At 54.1% G+C, this 18,978-nt stretch carries 16 protein-coding genes and 2 tRNA genes; 3 read left to right on the forward strand and 15 right to left on the reverse strand.

Annotated features, from left to right (window positions below):
• Nucleotides 1-77 precede the first annotated feature (77 nt).
• The 5 genes from Mag101_RS10020 to Mag101_RS10040 form a co-directional block, all read right to left on the reverse strand.
• The gene (locus Mag101_RS10020; protein WP_232324981.1) at nt 78-1,358 is read right to left on the reverse strand and encodes an ABC transporter permease; all 1,281 of its coding nucleotides are present in this window, start codon (nt 1,356-1,358) and stop codon (nt 78-80) included.
• Nucleotides 1,358-2,485: an efflux RND transporter periplasmic adaptor subunit gene (locus Mag101_RS10025; protein WP_077404252.1), complete on the reverse strand. Its 1,128-nt coding sequence runs from the start codon at nt 2,483-2,485 to the stop codon at nt 1,358-1,360. The genes Mag101_RS10020 and Mag101_RS10025 overlap by 1 nt, the downstream gene beginning before the upstream one ends.
• A gap of 113 nt (nt 2,486-2,598) precedes the next feature.
• Entirely contained in the window at nt 2,599-3,636 is a 1,038-nt protein-coding gene (locus Mag101_RS10030) for an HlyD family secretion protein (protein WP_077404255.1), read from the reverse strand.
• Nucleotides 3,633-4,598, reverse strand: a complete 966-nt coding sequence (locus Mag101_RS10035) for an HlyD family efflux transporter periplasmic adaptor subunit (protein WP_077404258.1) — start codon at nt 4,596-4,598, stop codon at nt 3,633-3,635. Before Mag101_RS10035 ends, Mag101_RS10030 begins: the two co-directional genes overlap by 4 nt.
• On the reverse strand, nt 4,586-5,266 hold the full coding sequence (locus tag Mag101_RS10040; RefSeq protein WP_077404261.1) for an ABC transporter ATP-binding protein: 681 nt from the start codon (nt 5,264-5,266) through the stop codon (nt 4,586-4,588). Before Mag101_RS10040 ends, Mag101_RS10035 begins: the two co-directional genes overlap by 13 nt.
• Nucleotides 5,267-5,574: 308 nt before the next feature.
• Between Mag101_RS10040 and Mag101_RS10045 the strand changes: the two genes are divergently transcribed.
• Nucleotides 5,575-6,516: a DMT family transporter gene (locus Mag101_RS10045; RefSeq protein WP_157520292.1), complete on the forward strand. Its 942-nt coding sequence runs from the start codon at nt 5,575-5,577 to the stop codon at nt 6,514-6,516.
• 149 nt (nt 6,517-6,665) lie between these two features.
• On the opposite strand, the gene uvrB is transcribed toward Mag101_RS10045, so the two are convergent.
• Nucleotides 6,666-8,675 carry an excinuclease ABC subunit UvrB gene (gene uvrB, locus Mag101_RS10050; protein ID WP_077404267.1) on the reverse strand — a complete coding sequence of 670 codons (2,010 nt, stop codon included), beginning with the start codon at nt 8,673-8,675 and terminating at the stop codon, nt 6,666-6,668.
• A 246-nt stretch (nt 8,676-8,921) separates the two neighbouring features.
• On the opposite strand from uvrB, the gene Mag101_RS10055 reads away from it, so the two are divergent.
• A tRNA-Asn gene (locus Mag101_RS10055) sits at nt 8,922-8,997 on the forward strand.
• Nucleotides 8,998-9,094: 97 nt separating this feature from the next.
• A tRNA-Asn gene (locus Mag101_RS10060) sits at nt 9,095-9,170 on the forward strand.
• A gap of 421 nt (nt 9,171-9,591) precedes the next feature.
• Here Mag101_RS10060 and Mag101_RS10065 read toward each other — a convergent pair.
• The 9 genes from Mag101_RS10065 to pheA all read right to left on the reverse strand — a co-directional run bounded on the left by Mag101_RS10065 (nt 9,592) and on the right by pheA (nt 18,930).
• Complete coding sequence (locus tag Mag101_RS10065) at nt 9,592-9,888, reverse strand: ComEA family DNA-binding protein (protein ID WP_077408215.1); 297 nt, start codon at nt 9,886-9,888, stop codon at nt 9,592-9,594.
• A 211-nt stretch (nt 9,889-10,099) separates the two neighbouring features.
• The gene (gene pyrF / locus Mag101_RS10070) at nt 10,100-10,747 is read right to left on the reverse strand and encodes an orotidine-5'-phosphate decarboxylase (RefSeq protein ID WP_232325209.1); all 648 of its coding nucleotides are present in this window, start codon (nt 10,745-10,747) and stop codon (nt 10,100-10,102) included.
• A 120-nt stretch (nt 10,748-10,867) separates the two neighbouring features.
• The gene (lapB, locus tag Mag101_RS10075; RefSeq protein WP_077404272.1) at nt 10,868-12,058 is read right to left on the reverse strand and encodes a lipopolysaccharide assembly protein LapB; all 1,191 of its coding nucleotides are present in this window, start codon (nt 12,056-12,058) and stop codon (nt 10,868-10,870) included.
• A gap of 1 nt (nt 12,059) precedes the next feature.
• Nucleotides 12,060-12,368, reverse strand: a complete 309-nt coding sequence (locus tag Mag101_RS10080; RefSeq protein WP_232324982.1) for a LapA family protein — start codon at nt 12,366-12,368, stop codon at nt 12,060-12,062.
• Between the two features lie 77 nt (nt 12,369-12,445).
• Nucleotides 12,446-12,754 carry an integration host factor subunit beta gene (gene ihfB, locus Mag101_RS10085; RefSeq protein ID WP_077404275.1) on the reverse strand — a complete coding sequence of 103 codons (309 nt, stop codon included), beginning with the start codon at nt 12,752-12,754 and terminating at the stop codon, nt 12,446-12,448.
• Nucleotides 12,755-12,894: 140 nt separating this feature from the next.
• Complete coding sequence (gene rpsA / locus Mag101_RS10090; RefSeq protein WP_077404278.1) at nt 12,895-14,574, reverse strand: 30S ribosomal protein S1; 1,680 nt, start codon at nt 14,572-14,574, stop codon at nt 12,895-12,897.
• 180 nt (nt 14,575-14,754) lie between these two features.
• Entirely contained in the window at nt 14,755-15,453 is a 699-nt protein-coding gene (gene cmk / locus Mag101_RS10095) for a (d)CMP kinase (protein ID WP_077408219.1), read from the reverse strand.
• Between the two features lie 105 nt (nt 15,454-15,558).
• Nucleotides 15,559-17,826, reverse strand: coding sequence for a bifunctional prephenate dehydrogenase/3-phosphoshikimate 1-carboxyvinyltransferase (locus tag Mag101_RS10100; protein ID WP_077404281.1), 2,268 nt, complete (start codon nt 17,824-17,826; stop codon nt 15,559-15,561).
• A complete protein-coding gene (gene pheA, locus Mag101_RS10105) occupies nt 17,827-18,930 on the reverse strand; it encodes a prephenate dehydratase (RefSeq protein ID WP_077404284.1) in 1,104 nt (367 codons plus the stop codon). It abuts the gene before it with no gap.
• Nucleotides 18,931-18,978 lie beyond the last annotated feature (48 nt).

Below are 18,978 nucleotides of genomic sequence, written 5' to 3' on the forward strand. Positions count from 1 at the left end.
CTAACCCAGCGACGAAGCGAGTGGGAAATTGCGCCTCTCACTCCCCAGTGATAAGCGCGAAATTACCAAGTGGAGTGTCAATCACTTTGCAGGGCATCAATCGGGTTGAGCTGGGATGCCTTGATTGCCGGATACACGCCAAACACGAGCCCCACCAGGGCACACACGGTGAATGACAGCACGATTGCACCTATAGACCAGGACACCGGCCAGCCGGCATACAGCGCAATCACCTCCGACAGCAATACGCCAAACACAATGCCGAGCAAGCCACCAAGAATCGCGATGGTAAAGCTCTCAACCATGTACTGGATACGAATGTCCCGCTCGGTGGCACCAATCGCCCGCAACAATCCGATTTCCTTGGTGCGCTCCAGTACCGTCGCCAGCATGATGTTCATGATACCGATACCACCTACCAGCAATGAAATACCGGCAACACAAGACATGACAATATTGAAGATGACCTGAGTCTCCATTTTTTGGGCCATCAATGCAGCCGGCACAACCACAGAGTAATCCTCCACGCCGTTGTGGCGACGCTCCATCAGGTGCGTTAGCGCTCGAGCGGCCTCCCGCGCATCCGTGCCAGACACGAGGCGAAACTTCAGTTCACTGAGCTCGGGGGCGAGAGTCTCGCGGGCAAACCGCTGGTCAGCCGTAGAAAGGGGAATAAAGATCTGATTTTGCTCGGTACCGAGTTTTACGCCTTCAAATTCTGCACCATCGACAAAAGGTGAATCCAGTACACCCACCACTCGAAACCAGAGATGATTTACCTTGACCATTTCACCCAGTGCAGAGTGATCGGGAAACAGCTGCCCAGCGACGGACTCCCCTAGCACCGCAACTTGCGCAAGCGTCGATTCATCCTCGGGCCCAAGTAGCCGGCCGGCATTCAACTTAAAGGGGGACAGCGCAAAATTGTCGGCGCTAACGCCGCTGGCGGACGCATCACTCTTGCCATACGCACTAAACACACTATAGGTCGATAGGCTTTTCTGCGCAGCAAATGCCGATACAAAACCGAAGGTACCCAAGGCCGCCTCGCCATCACGCAGGCTCAAACCCGAGGACTGCTTGCGCTGCTCATACAGCTCATCATCTGGCACATCTTCGGCCTGCACGATGAGGTTGTTGAGCCCCATGGTTTCGATCATACGTAGGGCTTCGCGCTCGGCCCCCTTACCAATATTCAACATCGCTATCACGGCGCCCACACCAAAAATCATCCCGAGCAATGTCAGCAGAGTACGTAACTTGTGCTGGCTCAATTCCGACAACGCGTCGGCAAATGTCAGCAAAACCGGTCGCCAACCATCGGGCACCATTCCGTGCAACCTCTCAAGTAGCGCCATCAACCATACCCTCCCGGAACATCCACACTCCCCAGCGGGCCGGAGACCTCATAAAGGGAAATTGCCTCACCGGCCTCCAGCCCCTCGACCACTTCGATATGGGTGGGCGTGGCATCTCCAAGCGACACTTCACGCTCGACAAACCGATCGCCCTGCCACACAAACACATAGGCTCCTTCGGGACGATGAAAGACGCTCTGTAGCGGGATAATTACACGTAGTTCTTCCTCACGAATACGCACCTCCGCACGCACTCCGCGCCCGAGTTTGAAGATGTCCGGATATTGCTGATCGAATTCTGCTACCAATTCATAATATTTTTGTGGGTTGCCCCGCTCGATGGAACGCGGTGCCGGGCTGACACTGGTTACCCGGGCCGGCAAACGATGCTCCGGCATGGTTTCTACCCATACCTCAACAAACTGCCCCTCCGCGAGACCCGCGGCTTCACGGTCCAACACATATAACCGGGCCTGCATCACACTCACATCCGGCAAGTCTCCGACCTTTCTTCCGGGCCAGATTTGAGAGCCAACCCGGGGTTTTTCACCCCGCCAATTTGCCTCATACACCAGCAACCCATCATGAGGAGCAACCACCTCGAGCTTGGCCAAATCCTGATCCAATCGCTGTATTTTTTTGCTGTGCTTGCTTTCCTGCACCGACAGCACATCCAGTTCACCGCCGGCGCGTGTCGTAAAACGTGCGTTTTTCCAACCGAGGTAGCCGAGCTTCGAATCCAGGTACTGGGCATCGAGCGCATCATCGAGTATTTCCAGCCGGGATTTCAGCAGGTCATCCTGAACCGCAAATTTCTCCGCGAACTCCTTCTCCGTACCGACCTGAGAAATATCCAGGAAAATCTCCATTTCTTCACTATCCAGTGCGCCGCGCTTTTCACGCAGGTCTTCCTGGGCAACATTTAGATCTCCCGCACTGCGACTGCGCTCCCGCTCCATGCTGGCGCCGTCAAAGCGCAAGATAGTGTCCCCCTTAGATACACGGGTGTACTCGGGCAGCATCCATGCGATGAACTTCGGGCGACGCCCCTGGGGTGCCTGGATGGAGGCTGCCGACTTCGCTTCCAGTTCACCGTGTGCAGGGACAACAGCAGCGCTGGCCGTCATTTGAACGGTATGCAACAACGGCTGTCTGCCCCCCTCCGAACATCCTGACAAGACGCCAAGACCAAGTAGAGCAAGCGAAATGGAAAATATCGACCGATGCTTATGAAGCATAATCATTCGCTGCCTCCGGGTTCTACAGCCAACTCCTGGGTAACATCGGTCAAGTTAAGCGTTGCTGTCATACCGGGCTTTAGACTGACCTCGTCACCACCATCAATCGCAACAAGCAGGTCAATAACACGCCTGCGGTCGTTGTTGGACCTATCTCGAACAACCCGCCCAAGCTCGGCAATTCTGCCCGTCAATGTTTTGCCTTGCGCACTATCTACAACCACATCCACAGGTGCGCCCAATGCGAGGCTACTGCGGTCCACCTCGTCAGCTTGGGCCCGCAATTGCATCCGGCTTAAGTCTGATAAGAGCACTACCGGCTGGCCGAAACGAACAGACTCACCTTGGGACGGCTTCTCACCCTGCCAATTCGGGATGTACTGCACTAGCCCCCCTATCGGCGCATGTACTTTCAGGCGATCCACCTGTTTTTGCAGCAAATCCACTTCTGCGGATAAGGTATCCACCTTACGCTCTGCGAGCGAAACTTCCAGCTTGCCAGACTTTTTGTGTAAGTCAGCCAGCGCCCGAGCCAATGCCAGGTCATTGGTGGCGATTTCAAAGTCGATTGCCGACTTCAACCGCTCATTTTTGGAAAGAGACTGGTCGATAATCGCTGCGCGCCGCTCTGCCTTGTCAAATTCTGCCCGTTTTTCCTCTACAGAGAGCACATCATCTTTTGCGGTTTGCTCTACTTTTCTTACTGTATTTTTTAACTCGCTACGAGCCTGGGCTAACTCCGATTTTTTCTCGACCAAGCGATCGCGCACTGGCTTATCATCGAATGCAACGATCAAATCCCCTTTTTCCACGTGGGTGTTTTCAGAAACCAACTGTTTGATGCTGTAGTTCCACATGCGAGAAATACTCGGTGGTGCGATCTTCACGTGGTTTTCTGCTTCGAGTTCTCCAGTAATAGAAAGTGCCGGCCTGCTGGCATCCTGAGTTACCGCCCTCTTGGGGTCGGAGCACGCAGTAAAGATAAGCGAAATCATTAGGATCAAAATCGCGCCAAGGCGGAAAGAAAAGTAATTTTTCATTTACCAGAGTCCTCCAGTAACTCAACGCGCGCACCCATCCCGGGAAGCAGCTCCAACTCTGGCTGTTCCAGTAGCGAAAACTTGATTCGATAGTAAAGTCCAACGCCCCACTCACTTCGCTTCTGAGGTTGCGTCGCAATATGATCAAGCTTGGCCGGTAACCGTAGATCGAGCCGCGAATCAAACGTGAGGATTGCCTCCTGCCCCAACCGAACTCGATCGATGTCGACTTCGTGGAGCCAGGCTTCTATATATAAATCGTTTAGTGAAGGGATCTCGGCGATTAGCCAGGTGGGTTGCGCGCTCATGCCCACAAACACCCGCTCCCCCGTCCACGGATGCTTGCCGTACAAAACTGGGCCCGCGCGCTCTGCACGCACACTCATAGACGCCAATCGCTCTTCTTCAAATGCAAGGTTTTCCAATGAGCGGTCGATGGCAATCGTTTGCTTGCGCAATGTCACGTCGCGGGTAAGACGTGCCTGTTTCAGGGCATCCTTCGCCTTGGCAACCTTGGATTCGGCCTCTTTCTTGGCGACCTGAAAGGACTCATACTCATAGCTACTGAGGAATTGTGATGGGATTGCAGCGTCGATGGCAGCCTTCTTGAGCAAAAGCACCTCGCGCTTCAGGGCATACTCACTTTCCAAAACCAATTCTGCTTGCTGGGTTTCCTGCTGCTGCAAGGTCTCCCGTGCCCGCTTGAGAGCCACCTCCTCTGCGTCGATCTTCCCCTGAATAGCAGCGCCATCAAACACCGCCACAATCTCACCCGGCTCCGCGATCTGCCCCTCCGGCATCAACCACTGTAGCTCCACCCGCCAGTCATCCGTCATCGGTGCAACGAAATGCTGCTTATCTTCCGCCCTAACCTCCCCACTAAGTAAAAGTGGCTCTGCTACTACTTTTGGGATAAGCGCAGCGACTAGCGCCAAACCAAGTAATAAACTTACTGCGCGCATAGTGAGTCCTCGATGACCAACCCATCACTCATACGAATGGTTCGCTGTGCATGTTCGGCAATCTCGGGCTCATGCGTAACCATGACAATAGTTTGCCCCTCACGGTGTAGCTCCTTGAGCAGGACTAGAATTTCCTCCGAGGTACGCGTATCCAAGTTACCGGTGGGCTCATCGGCAAAGATAACTTTTGGGCGATTCACCAGCGCCCGGGCAATCGCCACTCGCTGGCGTTGGCCGCCAGACATTTCGAAAGGCTTGTGATCCAGCCGATGGCCCAATCCCACACGATCCAGCATCGTGCGCGCCCGAGATTCAGCCTCCTGCTCGGAAATATCGCTATAGCGCAAAGGCAGCATCACATTTCGCAATGCTGACAGGCGAGGCAAGAGATGAAATGTCTGGAAGATAAAACCGATATTGCGATTGCGTATATGGGAAAGTGCCGCATCGTCATAGCTGCCTACGGCTTGCCCATCCAGCCAATATCCCCCGGACGTCTGCTGATCCAGACAACCGAGGATATTCATCAAGGTAGACTTACCCGAGCCCGAAGCCCCCATGATGGCTACAAACTCGTTTTCCGCAATTTCAAGGGATACCGATTGCAGCGCCACCACCTGAGCGTCACCACTACCATATTCCCGACGCAACTCTGAGACTTTTATCATTATTAAAGCGCCGCAACTCAACCTAACGATTGAGCCAAAACAAAAAATTTATTTGATTATTCGCAGACACCCGCCTTTCGCGGTATAGCAATCAAACAGTAACATTAAGACACTCTTTTATATAATTATTTTGTATTTTGCGCACAATTAAATCTATCGATGAAACCGATACTACCTCTATACAGATATTGCCAGACTAATATCACAGGTAATCAACATACTCGGTGTAATACGCGGTAATATCGCTATCCGGGCCTTCCCAGTGGAATCGCAACACCAATAATCAGTTCATTAGTATGGGATAAGTGGTGATCCAATCAGATCAACAGCCAACGCAAGGGGTATCTGCAGGACTGATGATGGCGCTGGGGGCTGCGGCCCTTTTTGCCCTAAAAGCTATTTTTGTAAAGCTTGCCTATCGCTACGGTGTCGATGTAGAGACTCTTATATTGCTGCGCATGGTGTTTGCCTTACCTTTCTATTTGGCCATCGCAATCTATATCTCTGCCAATAAAAACTGGACACCTATGCCCAGCAATGACTGGGCAAAGGTTATCGCACTGGGAGTATGTAGCTACTATCTCGCCAGCTACCTCGACCTGCAGAGCCTGCGCTATATCAGTGCAAACTTTGCACGCTTGATCCTCTATTTGTACCCTACGTTGGTTCTGCTGCTTGGATTTCTTTTCCTTGGCAGGCAACCCAGCCGAAGGGAACTTCTCTGCGTAGCCGGGGCTTACTGTGGGATCCTTATGATCTACTGGCAGGATCAGGGCTTTAGTACGGGCGCGCCGGTGCCTGCCTGGGCTCCAGTTTCTGCGCTCAGCTGGGGAGCCCTACTCGCATTTGGCAGCGCATTATGCTTCGCTACCTATGTAACATTCAGCGAAGGCATCATTCGCCGGCTCGGAAGCCAGCAATTTACTGCGCTAGCCATGTTGGCGGCCAGTGCCGCAATCATGATGCACTTTTCAATTCAGGGGGATTTCAGGCGCTTGGTCCAACCCTGGCCGGTATATGCCTATGCGCTTACCGTGGCATTTGTATGCACCGTACTACCCACCTTGCTACTGAATGCAGCAATTGAACATATAGGTTCAACCAAGACTGGTGCGATTAGCAGTATCGGCCCAGTATTTACCCTATTCGCCGCCGCATGGATTCTAGGGGAACCATTTGGGGCCTATCACCTTGTCGGTATGGGCATTATTATTGGTAGCCTGAGCCTGCTCAGAAAAAACTCCAAATAACCGGAAAGCGCTTCAACCGGATCTGCAACTCTCCGCAATATAGATATCCGATTTCATTTACAGCGAAGCTGTTACCAAGAAAATCAAACAAAAACAGGGGGCTTTCTGCCCCCTTTCCATTTTCCCCATCACGCTGCCCGGAAGCTCAATCAAGCACCATCTTTCAACTTGGTGATTTCGTCACGCAGCTTGGCGGCCGCTTCAAATTCCAGGTTTTTAGCGTGGTTATACATTTGCTCTTCCAGCTCTTCAATACGCGTCCAGCGCTGCTGGTCCGTAAGGGGCTTCTGGTCCGCCTTGTAATCCGCACCCTTCTCAGCCACTTTACGGCGTCCGCGCGCCGGCACACCCGGAGCCACTGCGCCCTCGAGAATATCCGCGACACTTTTGCGAATGCCTTTGGGGGTAATTCCGTGCTCAGCGTTGTGCGCCAACTGCTTTTCACGTCTACGCTGGGTTTCATCCAATGCGCGACGCATGGAGTCGGTCACTTTATCCGCATACAGGATGGCCCGTCCTTCCAAATTACGGGCCGCACGGCCGATCGTCTGGATAAGTGAACGATCGGAACGCAAGAACCCTTCCTTATCAGCATCAAAAATGGACACCAGAGCAACCTCTGGCATATCCAGCCCCTCGCGCAGGAGGTTAATCCCTACCAGCACATCGAATTCACCAATACGCAGGTCGCGAATAATTTCCACCCGCTCCACAGTGTCGATATCGGAGTGCAAATAACGTACACGTACTCCGCTATCTTGCAGATACTCGGTAAGATCTTCAGCCATGCGCTTGGTAAGTACAGTAATCAACACACGCTGATCTTTATCGACACATTTGTGAATCTCCGAGAGTGTATCGTCCACCTGGGTCGCCGCAGGACGCACCTCCACTTCCGGGTCGACCAAACCTGTAGGCCGTACCACCTGCTCTACTACCGCACCCGCATGCTCCGCTTCGTATTTGCCCGGCGTCGCCGACACAAAAATCGTTTGCGGTGAAAGATTCTCCCACTCCTCAAACTTAAGTGGACGATTATCCAGCGCCGAAGGTAAACGAAAACCGTATTCCACTAGCGTTTCCTTGCGCGAGCGGTCGCCGCGATACATACCGCCAATTTGCGGCACCGTCACATGACTCTCATCGATAAACAACAACGAGTCGTGTGGCAGATAATCAAATAGTGTGGGTGGCGGCTGCCCGGTGTCGCGACCCGAAAGGTAGCGCGAGTAGTTCTCGACGCCATTGCAGTAGCCGAGTTCCTGCATCATCTCCAGATCATACTTGGTGCGCTGCTCCAGACGCTGCGCTTCGAGCAATTTACTGTTATCGCGGAGCTGCTCCAGCCGCCCCTTGAGCTCATCCTTGATCTGGTCGATTGCGCTGACAATGGTTTCCCGCGGTGTCACATAGTGGGACTTGGGGAATATCGTGATGCGCGGCACCTTGCTCAGCACCTCACCGGTAAGCGGGTCAAACAGCGTAATCTCTTCAATTTCCTCGTCGAACAAGGAGAGCCGCACTGCTTCCAAATCCGAGTCAGCGGGATAGATATCGATGATATCTCCGCGCACCCGATAGGTGGCGCGCCGAAAATCGGCGTCATTGCGGGTGTACTGGAGTTCCGCCAACCTGCGCAAAATGGTTCGCTGGTCAACAATATCACCGCGATCAATATGCAATACCATTTTGAGGTATTTGTCCGGATCGCCGAGACCGTAAATGGCAGATACCGTAGCCACGACGATGACATCTTTGCGCTCGATCAGCGCCTTGGTCGCCGACAGGCGCATCTGCTCGATATGCTCGTTGACCGAAGCGTCTTTCTCGATAAAGGTATCTGAAGACGGTACATAGGCCTCTGGCTGGTAGTAGTCGTAGTAGGAGACGAAATACTCCACTGCGTTGCGCGGAAAGAACTCCTTCAATTCACCGTACAACTGTGCGGCTAGTGTCTTGTTGTGCGCCATGACAATTGCGGGACGCTGCAAGCGCGCAATCACATTGGCCATCGTGAAGGTTTTACCCGAACCGGTCACCCCCAAAAGGGTCTGATGAGCGAGGCCGTCCCCTACCCCCTCGACCAGAGACTCAATTGCGGCTGGCTGGTCACCGGCCGGCTCGTACTTACTGGCCACTTCAAACGGACGAGGTTCCATAGACTTCTCACCAATCAATTCTGACGACATCTTCCCGCATCATAAACGCCGCGGGAAGTGGGAAATTGTAGGCGCGTACGCCACCAAGGGACAAATGCCGTCTTACCACTCCCGTGACGGCGAGAAAATAAACACTGAAAAATCAAAGAGTTATTTTTGGATAAAGGGGTTGACCTGTTCTGGGGTGCTCTATAAGATACGCGCCATCTGACCGAGACGGACACCAAACCGCCGATCAGGTACAGTTCCGCCTTAGCTCAGTTGGTAGAGCAAATGACTGTTAATCATTGGGTCGCTGGTTCGAGCCCAGCAGGCGGAGCCAAATTCAAAAACCCCGGAGCCCGGAATGGCTACGGGGTTTTTATTTAGAGCGCTGCTCTATTCGAGCTACTTCCAAGAGAAGCAACTCAACCAAAAATTCCGCCTTAGCTCAGTTGGTAGAGCAAATGACTGTTAATCATTGGGTCGCTGGTTCGAGCCCAGCAGGCGGAGCCAAATAAAAACCCCGCGCCTTTTCAGGTAGCGGGGTTTTTTATTGCCTGCCCTACTCCAACCTTACTACCCTATAGATTGCATTCTGACTGCCGACAACCTTATAGCGCACCAATCTCATAAACCGAGCCCCATACAGTTGACAGGCGCACCTCGTCCGCCCCCATACTAACTAGAGATGGGGCCAGCCCTTTGCCACCCAGAAAAGCTCTTGATACAACTTTTCGCCTGAAAACAAACCAGTAATAGCAACCTGAATCTCAGCACCTCTACCCGAATTAGCTTCATCGAGCACGGTATGGCCCACAATCTAGATCAGGCGCGCGAGACATCGAGAATGCGTCCTACCCCATAAACATTGAGGACAATCCTCTCCCCTAAGAACAAAAAGACAGCGCCCTCAGGCGCTGTACTTCTCGGTCACTTATAGCTGGATCCGACTCTTATTCTTCTCCAGCGTGGCAACCCCGATACCCTTGATTTCCAGCAGCTCTTCCACGCTGGAAAAACTGCCGTTCTCCTCCCGATACTGAACAATTAATTCCGCTCGGGTCACACCGACACCATCCAGAGCATCAGCCAATTCTTCCGCAGTGGCCGTATTCAGACTCACCACTTCCACCTCCTTCACCACGGCCTCTTCCGCAGCAAAAGAAGGCAACGCACTCAACGTCAAAGTAATGGCGATCAGAACGGCGACGGGGATACGAAACAACTTCATAACAAAATCCTTTTTTGCAGTCTTTAATACGCTGATCACGAGCACCCTATCCATCCGGGCATTCGACAGCGTTGCTTGGTCTTCAATCCGTGGGACCAACAAACTCCACAGGCGCAGTGACTTTACCAAACAATTTGGCTGCTTTTGATCCTGAAACGATTACACGCCATTACAGCCACATACACCTCGTCACCTACCCTGAACAACCGTGTCAATTCTGGGCTTGATGCAGGTCATCAACAATTGCACCTAACGCCTCGCCCGGATTTTCAGCAGCGGTGATGGGTCGACCAATCACCAGATAATCAGCACCTCCCTTCACGGCATCGACTGGCGTCACGATTCTACGCTGATCATCTGCCGCCGAGCCCGCTGGACGGATTCCCGGTGTCACCAGGGCAAAGCCTTTACCACATTCCGCCTTGAGTGCGCTCGCCTCGCGCGCGGAACACACCACTCCATCCAAACCACTTTCTTTGGCAAGCTTCGCTAGGGCCACCACTTGCTCATCGAGCCCGCGCGTAACCCCTACCGGTGCCAATTCTTCCTCAGCAGTGCTCGTGAGTACGGTCACCCCAATCAGCAGCGGACGCATTTCTCCAAAAGGCTCCAGCACAGCTCGGGCTGCCTGCATCATACGCTCACCGCCGGAAGCGTGGACGTTTACCATCCAAACCCCGAGATTGGCCGCGGCGCGAACTGCGGCAGCAACTGTATTGGGAATATCATGAAATTTGAGATCCAGAAAAACCTCAAAACCACTGGCCACCAATTTACGCACCAAATCAGGACCAGCAATGGTAAACAGCTCTTTACCCACTTTGACCCGGCAAACCGCCGGATCGAGTCGCCCGGCCATCGCCAGGGCATCTTCCGCATTATCGTAATCCAATGCCACGATGACAGGAGAAGAAACAGAATCAGTCAAGGAACACCTCAGTGCTTGAATATGATGATGAACGAAGGGCAGCAACGGAAGTTACTCGCCCTCAATTCCTTTTACCGAACGGACGGTATCCCAGCGCTTGCAACTAGGGCATAACCAGTGCAATTGATTGCCAGAGAAACCGCAATTATTGCAACGATAGTGGGGTCTGCTGGCGATCAATTGATCGACTAAGCTTTTCAGCAGAAACAGGTTGTCTCGCGCACGCCCCTCGGCACTATCGATATGTAGATTGAGAAAGTGACCTAGCCCCCGCAATGAAGGCCGCATAGCCAGCTGCTTACCCATATAGGCAGCTGCCTCCGTCTCACTCTGCTGCTGATGAATAAGATCGGTCAGCGCGATAAGAACACTGTTTGACGGATGCTCTTTCTGCAGCGCCTCTAAGTAGTGCTCAAGTCCTCGCTCATCCCCTATCGCTTCGTAACAGGTGATCAGCAATTCAAGAATTTCTGGGATGTAATCCGGGTTCTGCTTGGGGACACGCTCCAGTACCTTGATAGCCTCCCGAGGACGCCCCAGGATATGCTCCAGACGGCCAAGTAACAGATTTGCACGGACAGAGTGACGATCATAACCGAGTGCCGCATCAATATGCTTACGTGCGCTCAGGTAATCTTTCGCATTTATGGCCTCTTCCGCCAATTCGCAGCAAAAGTGGGCCTGAATCGGAGCCCATTCGCTGGGCAAGCGCTTGAAGCGGCGGCCATGCAACAGGTTGACCGCGTGAATTCCTTTGGCCCATTCACGCTCGTCACGGTAGACCTCAATCAGGTATTCCAGACTGGTGCTGCGCAGCTCCGATGACGTCTCGACAAGCTCTTGCAGCAGGCGCTCGGCCCTGTCCAACCAACCGGCTGCAATATAATCTCGCGCCAGTTCCAGTTGCGCCTTCTGCTGGCTAATGCGATTAAGGCTGGGACGGGCCAGCAGGTTCTGATGCACCCGGATAGCCTGGTCGTGCTCGCCACGCCGACGCAGGAGGTTTCCGAGAGCCAGGTGGGTTTCGAAGGTAGCGCTACTTACTTCAAGACCATCGATAAATTTTTCGATGGCATCATCGTGGCGCTCACTAAGCAGGTAATTCAACCCCTGAGCATAGGATTGCGCCAGGGCCTTGTGCTGCCGATTCTTGGCACCTTTCTTTTTGCCACTTTTACGCCCCAGATACCACCCAATGGCGATGGCCGAAAAAATGAAAATGAAAAAGGTCAGGTCGCTCAACTCAATCTCCAGCTACCTGGCGGCGTACGGTGTGCAATTCGCGCTCAGTGCGCAGCAGTTGGCGTTCCAGCGCCTTAACCCGGTGGCGCTCGGTCCAATACGGCAACAAGCTGGCTATAAAGCCCAATAATGCGCCAATCAGCAGAAAACCAATGAGCCAGAATCCGACGCTTCCCGCAAACAGGGGATAACCGGCAAACCGTGGGGTAATACTTTCGGGGTTATCGACGGCGAAATAGACACCCAGCGCAATGCACACCAGGGCCAATATCCCGAACAATAAACGCGATATCCAGCGCAGAAATGACAAACGAACCTCCGATTCCGGAAGAAGTGTGAAAATCTATATTCCGTTACAGTGTTAGTTCACTGTGCCCAGCTCGGCAATTACGCACTCTCTAGCGTATCGCGCTGCATTTGCTGGTTAACTCTATCCCTGAGCTCTTTTCCCGGTTTGAAGTGAGGCACATATTTCCCCGCCAGCTCGACGGAGTCACCGGTTTTGGGGTTACGCCCGGTCCGCGGCGCACGGTAGTGCAGTGAAAAACTGCCAAAACCACGAATTTCTATCCGCTCCCCTTCAGCCAGAACACACGACATCGTGTCCAGCATGACTTTGACCGCCAGCTCTACATCCTTCACCGGCAGCTGATCCAACCTCAGAGCGATCTTTTCGATCAGTTCAGATTTGGTCATGCTATCCGCAATCCTTTCTAAGTCATTGATTATTCTGGAATAGCGGCAATCATCTAATAGAAAGCCGGACTGGGCAACCCCAGTCCGGCTTTCGCATAGCTTCATCTCATGGAGAAGAAAGCTTTAATAACAAGAGACTATTAGTCCTTGTTATTCATCTGGGCCTTGATCAGGTCACCGATAGTCGCCGGCTGAACCTGTTCAGCCTGCTTCTTGCTGTGGTCCTTGATGGCCTGCTTCTCGTCGTCCTGATCCTTAGCTTTGATGGAGAGGCTGATCACGCGGTTCTTACGATCCACACTGGTGATCTTGGTCTCTACTTCTTCGCCTTCTTTCAGGGCATTGCGAGCATCTTCAACCTTGTCGCGGCTGATTTCAGAAGCGCGCAGAACGCCTTCTACTTCGTCCGCCAGGGTGATGATGGCTTGCTTGGCATCAACTTCTTTGATGGTACCCATTACGATGCTGCCGCGATCGTTGGTGGTTACGTAATCAGAGAACGGATCGGATTCCAGCTGCTTGATACCCAGGGAGATACGCTCGCGGTCGGAGTCGATACCCAGGATAACGGTTTCCAGCTCGTCGCCTTTCTTGAACTTGCGAACAGCTTCTTCGCCCGCTTCGTTCCAAGAGATGTCGGACAGGTGAACCAGACCGTCGATGCTGCCGTCCAGACCAATGAAGATACCGAAGTCAGTGATGGACTTGATCTTACCGGAGATCTTGTCGCCTTTAGCGAATTTACGCGCGAAGGCATCCCACGGATTTTCCTGACACTGCTTGATACCCAGGGAGATACGACGACGCTCTTCGTCGATATCCAGAATCATCACCTCTACCTCGTCGCCAACGTTGACAACTTTGGACGGGTGGATGTTCTTGTTGGTCCAATCCATTTCGGAAACGTGTACCAGACCTTCCACACCTTCTTCCAGCTCGGCGAAGCAGCCGTAGTCGGTCAGGTTGGTGATCACAGCCTTCACGCGGCTGTTCTCCGGGTAACGCTGCTTGATGGATACCCAAGGATCTTCGCCCAGCTGCTTCAGGCCCAAAGATACACGGCTGCGCTCGCGGTCGAACTTCAGTACTTTTACTTCGATTTCGTCGCCAACGTTCACGATCTCGCTCGGGTGCTTGATGCGCTTCCAAGCCATATCGGTGATGTGCAGCAGGCCGTCGATACCGCCCAGATCTACGAATGCACCGTAGTCGGTCAGATTCTTCACGATACCCTTGATCGCCATACCTTCTTGCAGGCTGGCCAGCAGTGCTTCACGCTCTTCGCTGTTGGCTGCTTCCATCACGGCGCGACGGGAAACAACAACGTTGTTGCGCTTGGCGTCCAGCTTGATCACTTTGAAGTCGAGCTCTTTGCCTTCCAGGTGCGCGGTATCGCGAACCGGACGAACGTCTACCAGAGAACCCGGCAGGAACGCGCGGATATTGGCAACGTCAACAGTAAAGCCACCTTTAACCTTGCCGCTGATAACACCTTTAACCACTTCGTCTGCAGCGTGTGCAGCGTCGAGGATTTTCCAGGCTTCAGCGCGCTTGGCTTTTTCGCGGGACAGACGGGTTTCACCGAAGCCATCTTCTACGGCTTCCAGGGCAACCTGTACTTCGTCGCCGATCTGCAGATCGACTTCGCCTTTTTCGTTTTTGAACTGCTCTGCAGGAATAACACCTTCAGACTTCAGGCCCGCGTGAACGGTTACCCAGTCTTTATCGATGTCGATAACCATACCGGTCACGATAGCGCCAGGCGCCATCTCAACACTCTTCAAGCTTTCTTCAAATAACTCAGCAAAGTTCTCGGTCATTACTCATACCTATTTGGGTAGGCCCGGCCGTGGATGACTGTAAAACGTAGTCAATCTTCAGCTCAGACCCCGCCGCGCTGCCAGCACGCGGGTTAGATTACAACAGCGGCCGGGCAATTCTGGCTGACCCCGGCCGCTGTTGTTAAAAATCAAAATCTAAAAAACTGTTTCCAGTCTGGCTCAACTGATGTTTTTTTGTACCAGCTCGAGCACTTTTTGCAGAACACCGTCAATATCGATGTCCGTGCTATCCAGCACCACAGCATCTTCTGCCGGGGCTAATGGGGAGGCTGCGCGGTTCATATCCCGGTCATCCCGGGCGCGGATGTCCTCCAGCAGGTCGCGGAGGCTAACAGAAACCCCCCTACCCTGCAACTGATCGAAACGGCGGCGCGCACGCTCTTCCGCGCTCGCTGTCAGAAAGACCTTGACCGGCGCGTCAGGAAATACGGTCGTACCCATATCACGCCCGTCCGCCACCAGCCCCGGCAGCGCGCGGAAGTCGCGCTGGCGCTGCAGTAGTGCCTCGCGCACCGCAGGCAAAGCCGCCACCTTGGACGCAGCCATGCTGACTCGCTCCATGCGAATATCGCGACTGACATCCTCACCTGCCAGGACTGCACTCACCTCGCCACCGGCGATGGCAAAGCGGATATCTAGGTTCGCGGCAATCTTGGCAACCGCTAACTCATCCTCCAGATGAGCACCGGCGTTCAGTGCTGCCAACGCCGTCAGGCGGTACAAGGCTCCGGAATCCAACAAGGAGAAGCCGAGCTTGTCGGCCAGTAACTTGGCGATGGTGCCCTTGCCAGAGCCACTTGGGCCATCGATGGTCACAACCGGTGCGGGTACGGTGGATGTTGAAGCGTTGGTGGTCATATCAGTCATCACTAATTCGATACTACTTTAGTTGGCTGGCATTGCAGTTGGCAGAAAAATTTGTCGAGGTGCGCTTTGCGCACCCCATATGAAGGACCGATGCGCTTAACGCACCTCCAGATTCATCCCGGCTCCCTGAGCCAACTCGGCGAAATTGGGGAAGGATGTCGCCACATTGGCGCAATGCTTGATTCGGATGTCCGCGCCGGCGCGTAAGGCGGCCACAGCAAAAGACATGGCAATACGGTGATCACCCAGGCTATCTACCTCGCCCCCGCCGAATACGGCAGGTTGGTCACTACCACCTTTACCCTGAATCACGATGCCATCACGTGTCGGCTCGGCATCCACCCCCAGGACCTTGAGGCCGTCGGCCATCGCCTGAATTCGGTCACTTTCCTTCACCCGCAGCTCTTCCGCACCAGTCAATACGGTTTCACCTTCGGCGCAGGATGCCGCCACAAAGATCGCCGGGAACTCATCAATGGCCAGGGGCACCTGATCTTCGGGGATCTTGATACCTTTTAAGGGCGCGTAGCGTACGCGAATATCCGCTACCGGCTCACCGCCAACTTCACGGGTATTTTCCAGGGTAATGTCGGCACCCATAGCACGCAGAATATTGATGGCACCATCGCGCGTTGGATTGATACCCACATGCCGTAGCAGCACATCGGACCCTGGGGCAATGGACGCCGCCACCATAAAGAAGGTCGCGGAGGAGATATCTGCCGGCACATCGATATGACAAGCCGCCAACTTGCCACCACCCTGCAGACTCGCGCGCGGGCCGTCACGGCGCACATCGTAGCCAAAGCCGGACAGCATACGCTCGGTGTGGTCGCGGGTAGGAGCCGGCTCAGTCGTACTGGTTTCACCATCGGCATAAAGGCCCGCCAGCAGCACGCAGGACTTCACCTGAGCACTTGCCATCGGCAAGGTGTAATCAATGGCTTTCAAGGCGCTGCCACCACGGATCTTGAGCGGCGGCCGCCCCTCTTCGGCAGTCTCAACAACGGCACCCATTTCACGCAACGGGTTGGCTACGCGATTCATAGGGCGCTTGGTCAGGGACTCATCCCCAGTTAACACGGTATCAAACTGCTGCCCTGCCAACAGACCCGCCAGCAATCGCATGGAGGTTCCGGAATTGCCAACGTATAGCGGGCCAGGAGGTGCCTGCAGGCCGTGCACACCTACACCGTGGATAGTGACGCGACCATTTACCGGCCCCTCAATTACAACCCCCATGTCGCGGAACGACTGGAGTGTGGCCAAGGCATCTTCCCCTTCCAGGAATCCTTCCACTTCGGTGACACCTTCCGCCAGGGAACCCAGCATAATTGAGCGGTGTGACATGGACTTGTCTCCCGGCACCCGCAGATCACCATTTACCGCACCGCCCGGCTGGGCGACAAAAGTTACTTCCTTCGCTTCCATAGTTTCCGTATACGCTTTTTTGGCCAGCATTTTTGTAAAGTGATCCCGCGCCGCCTTGGCCCGGGTAAAAACCCCCATCAGGTGTTCGCTGTCGCCGCTGGCAATGGCACTGCGCAAGGAACCCAGATTGGAGGTGTAGAGATCGATGGATTTTAAAATGGCATCGCGATTGGCGAGCATAATGTCACGCCACATCACTGGGTCACTGGAGGCAATACGGGTAAAGTCCCGGAAGCCGCCAGCGGCATAGCGAAAAATATTTTCGTTTTCCGCATCGTGCGCGAGAGTATCCACTAGACCGAATGCAATCACGTGCGGCAAGTGGCTGGTCGCAGCAAGTACTTCATCGTGCTCGACAACAGGCATACTAAGCACTTCTGCACCGACGGCCTGCCACATACGCTCTATACGCTGGACATACTCTGAAGCAGTATTTTCAAGCGGCGTGAGAATAATTCGGTGGGCAATGTATAAGTCGTCACGTGCGGCGGTGACGCCACTTTGCTCAGACCCCGCAATCGGGTGACCGGGCACCAGAAACTCCGGCACCTCACCCCAGACATTTTCCGCTGCAGCAATGACGCTGCCCTTCACACTGGCACCATCGGTGACGGTAACGCCAGCAGGTAGCTGATCTTTCAGCTGTGCAAACACCGACTCAACGGAAAGTGTGGGTACGGCGACAAAAACCACATCGCCCGCTTCCAGCTCGGGAAGCACCTGGGCGATCTCGGTAACCGCACGATCCACCACACCAAGCGCAACCGCTTGCTCACAGGTTTGCTGACGACGCGCAACGCCGATAACTTCGCGACAACCACTGGCTGCTTTCAAGCCCAGCGCCAAACTGCCACCGATCAACCCGAGACCAACGACGACCAAGCGACCGATTTGGCCCGAGGCTTTCCGTCCAGCAGCATCCATCGCCGACATTTACAGCACTCCGCGCGGATAGGAGCCGAGCACCTTCATATCGGACGCACAGGCCCCCACATCCTTCAGCGCCGCAGCGACATTTTCGCTGTCGCGATGCCCGAAAAAATCGATAAAGAACACATAGGTCCAGTTACCGCTTTGTGAGGGACGGGTTTCCACCCGCGTCAGGTCAATATTGTGGTTCTGGAACGGCACCAGCAGGTCGTGCAACGCACCCGGCTCGTTGCGCATGGACACCATCAGCGAAGTTTTATCGTCACCACTGGGCGGCACTTCCTGAGAGCCGATGATCAGGAAACGAGTCGAGTTATCCGGACGATCTTCAATTTTCTCATTGAGAATCTTGAGGCCATACATGTCGGCCGCCATATCACCGGCAATTGCCGCAGCGTTCCACTCACCCTTTACCCGCCTGGCTGCCTCTGCATTACTAGCAACCGCGACACGCTCCACGTTCGGATAGTAGGAATCCAACCACTTGCGGCACTGCGCCAGGCTCTGCGCGTGCGAGTAAATGCGGGTAATGGAGTCCTTACGAGTGATATCAGAAATCATCAGGTGCTGGTGAATTCGCAACTCCACCTCACCGCAAATCTTCAGATTGGAGGTCATAAAGTTGTCGAGGGTATGGTTCACCACGCCCTCAGTGGAGTTCTCTACCGGCACCACTCCGTAATTTACGGCACCGGCCTCTACCTCGCGAAACACCTCATCAATCGCAGCCAATGGCTTGGACACCGCGGAGTGACCAAAATGCTTGAGGGCCGCCTGCTGGGTAAAGGTGCCTTCCGGCCCCAGATACGCAGCCTTAATTGGTTCTTCCAGCGCGAGGCAGGCCGACATGATTTCGCGAAACAGACGCGCCATTTCTTCATCGGTCAGTGGGCCCGCATTGCGCTGCATCGCGCGACGCAACACCTGGGCTTCGCGCTCCGGACGGTAATACAGCGCTTCCTCGCCGTTACTCTTTTTGACTTCAGCAACTTCCAACGCGCAATTGGCACGCTCAGAAATCAGTCGCGCGATATCACTATCGAGACCGTCGATGCGATCGCGGAGTTCCAGCAGGCGCGGATCCTGCTTTGGCTTATCTTCAGACATAACTCTCGCCTAAATCCGTATATTCCATTACTAAATCGCCACAAAGGC

It is taken from the genome of Microbulbifer agarilyticus, assembly GCF_001999945.1.
GTDB lineage: Bacteria > Pseudomonadota > Gammaproteobacteria > Pseudomonadales > Cellvibrionaceae > Microbulbifer > Microbulbifer agarilyticus_A.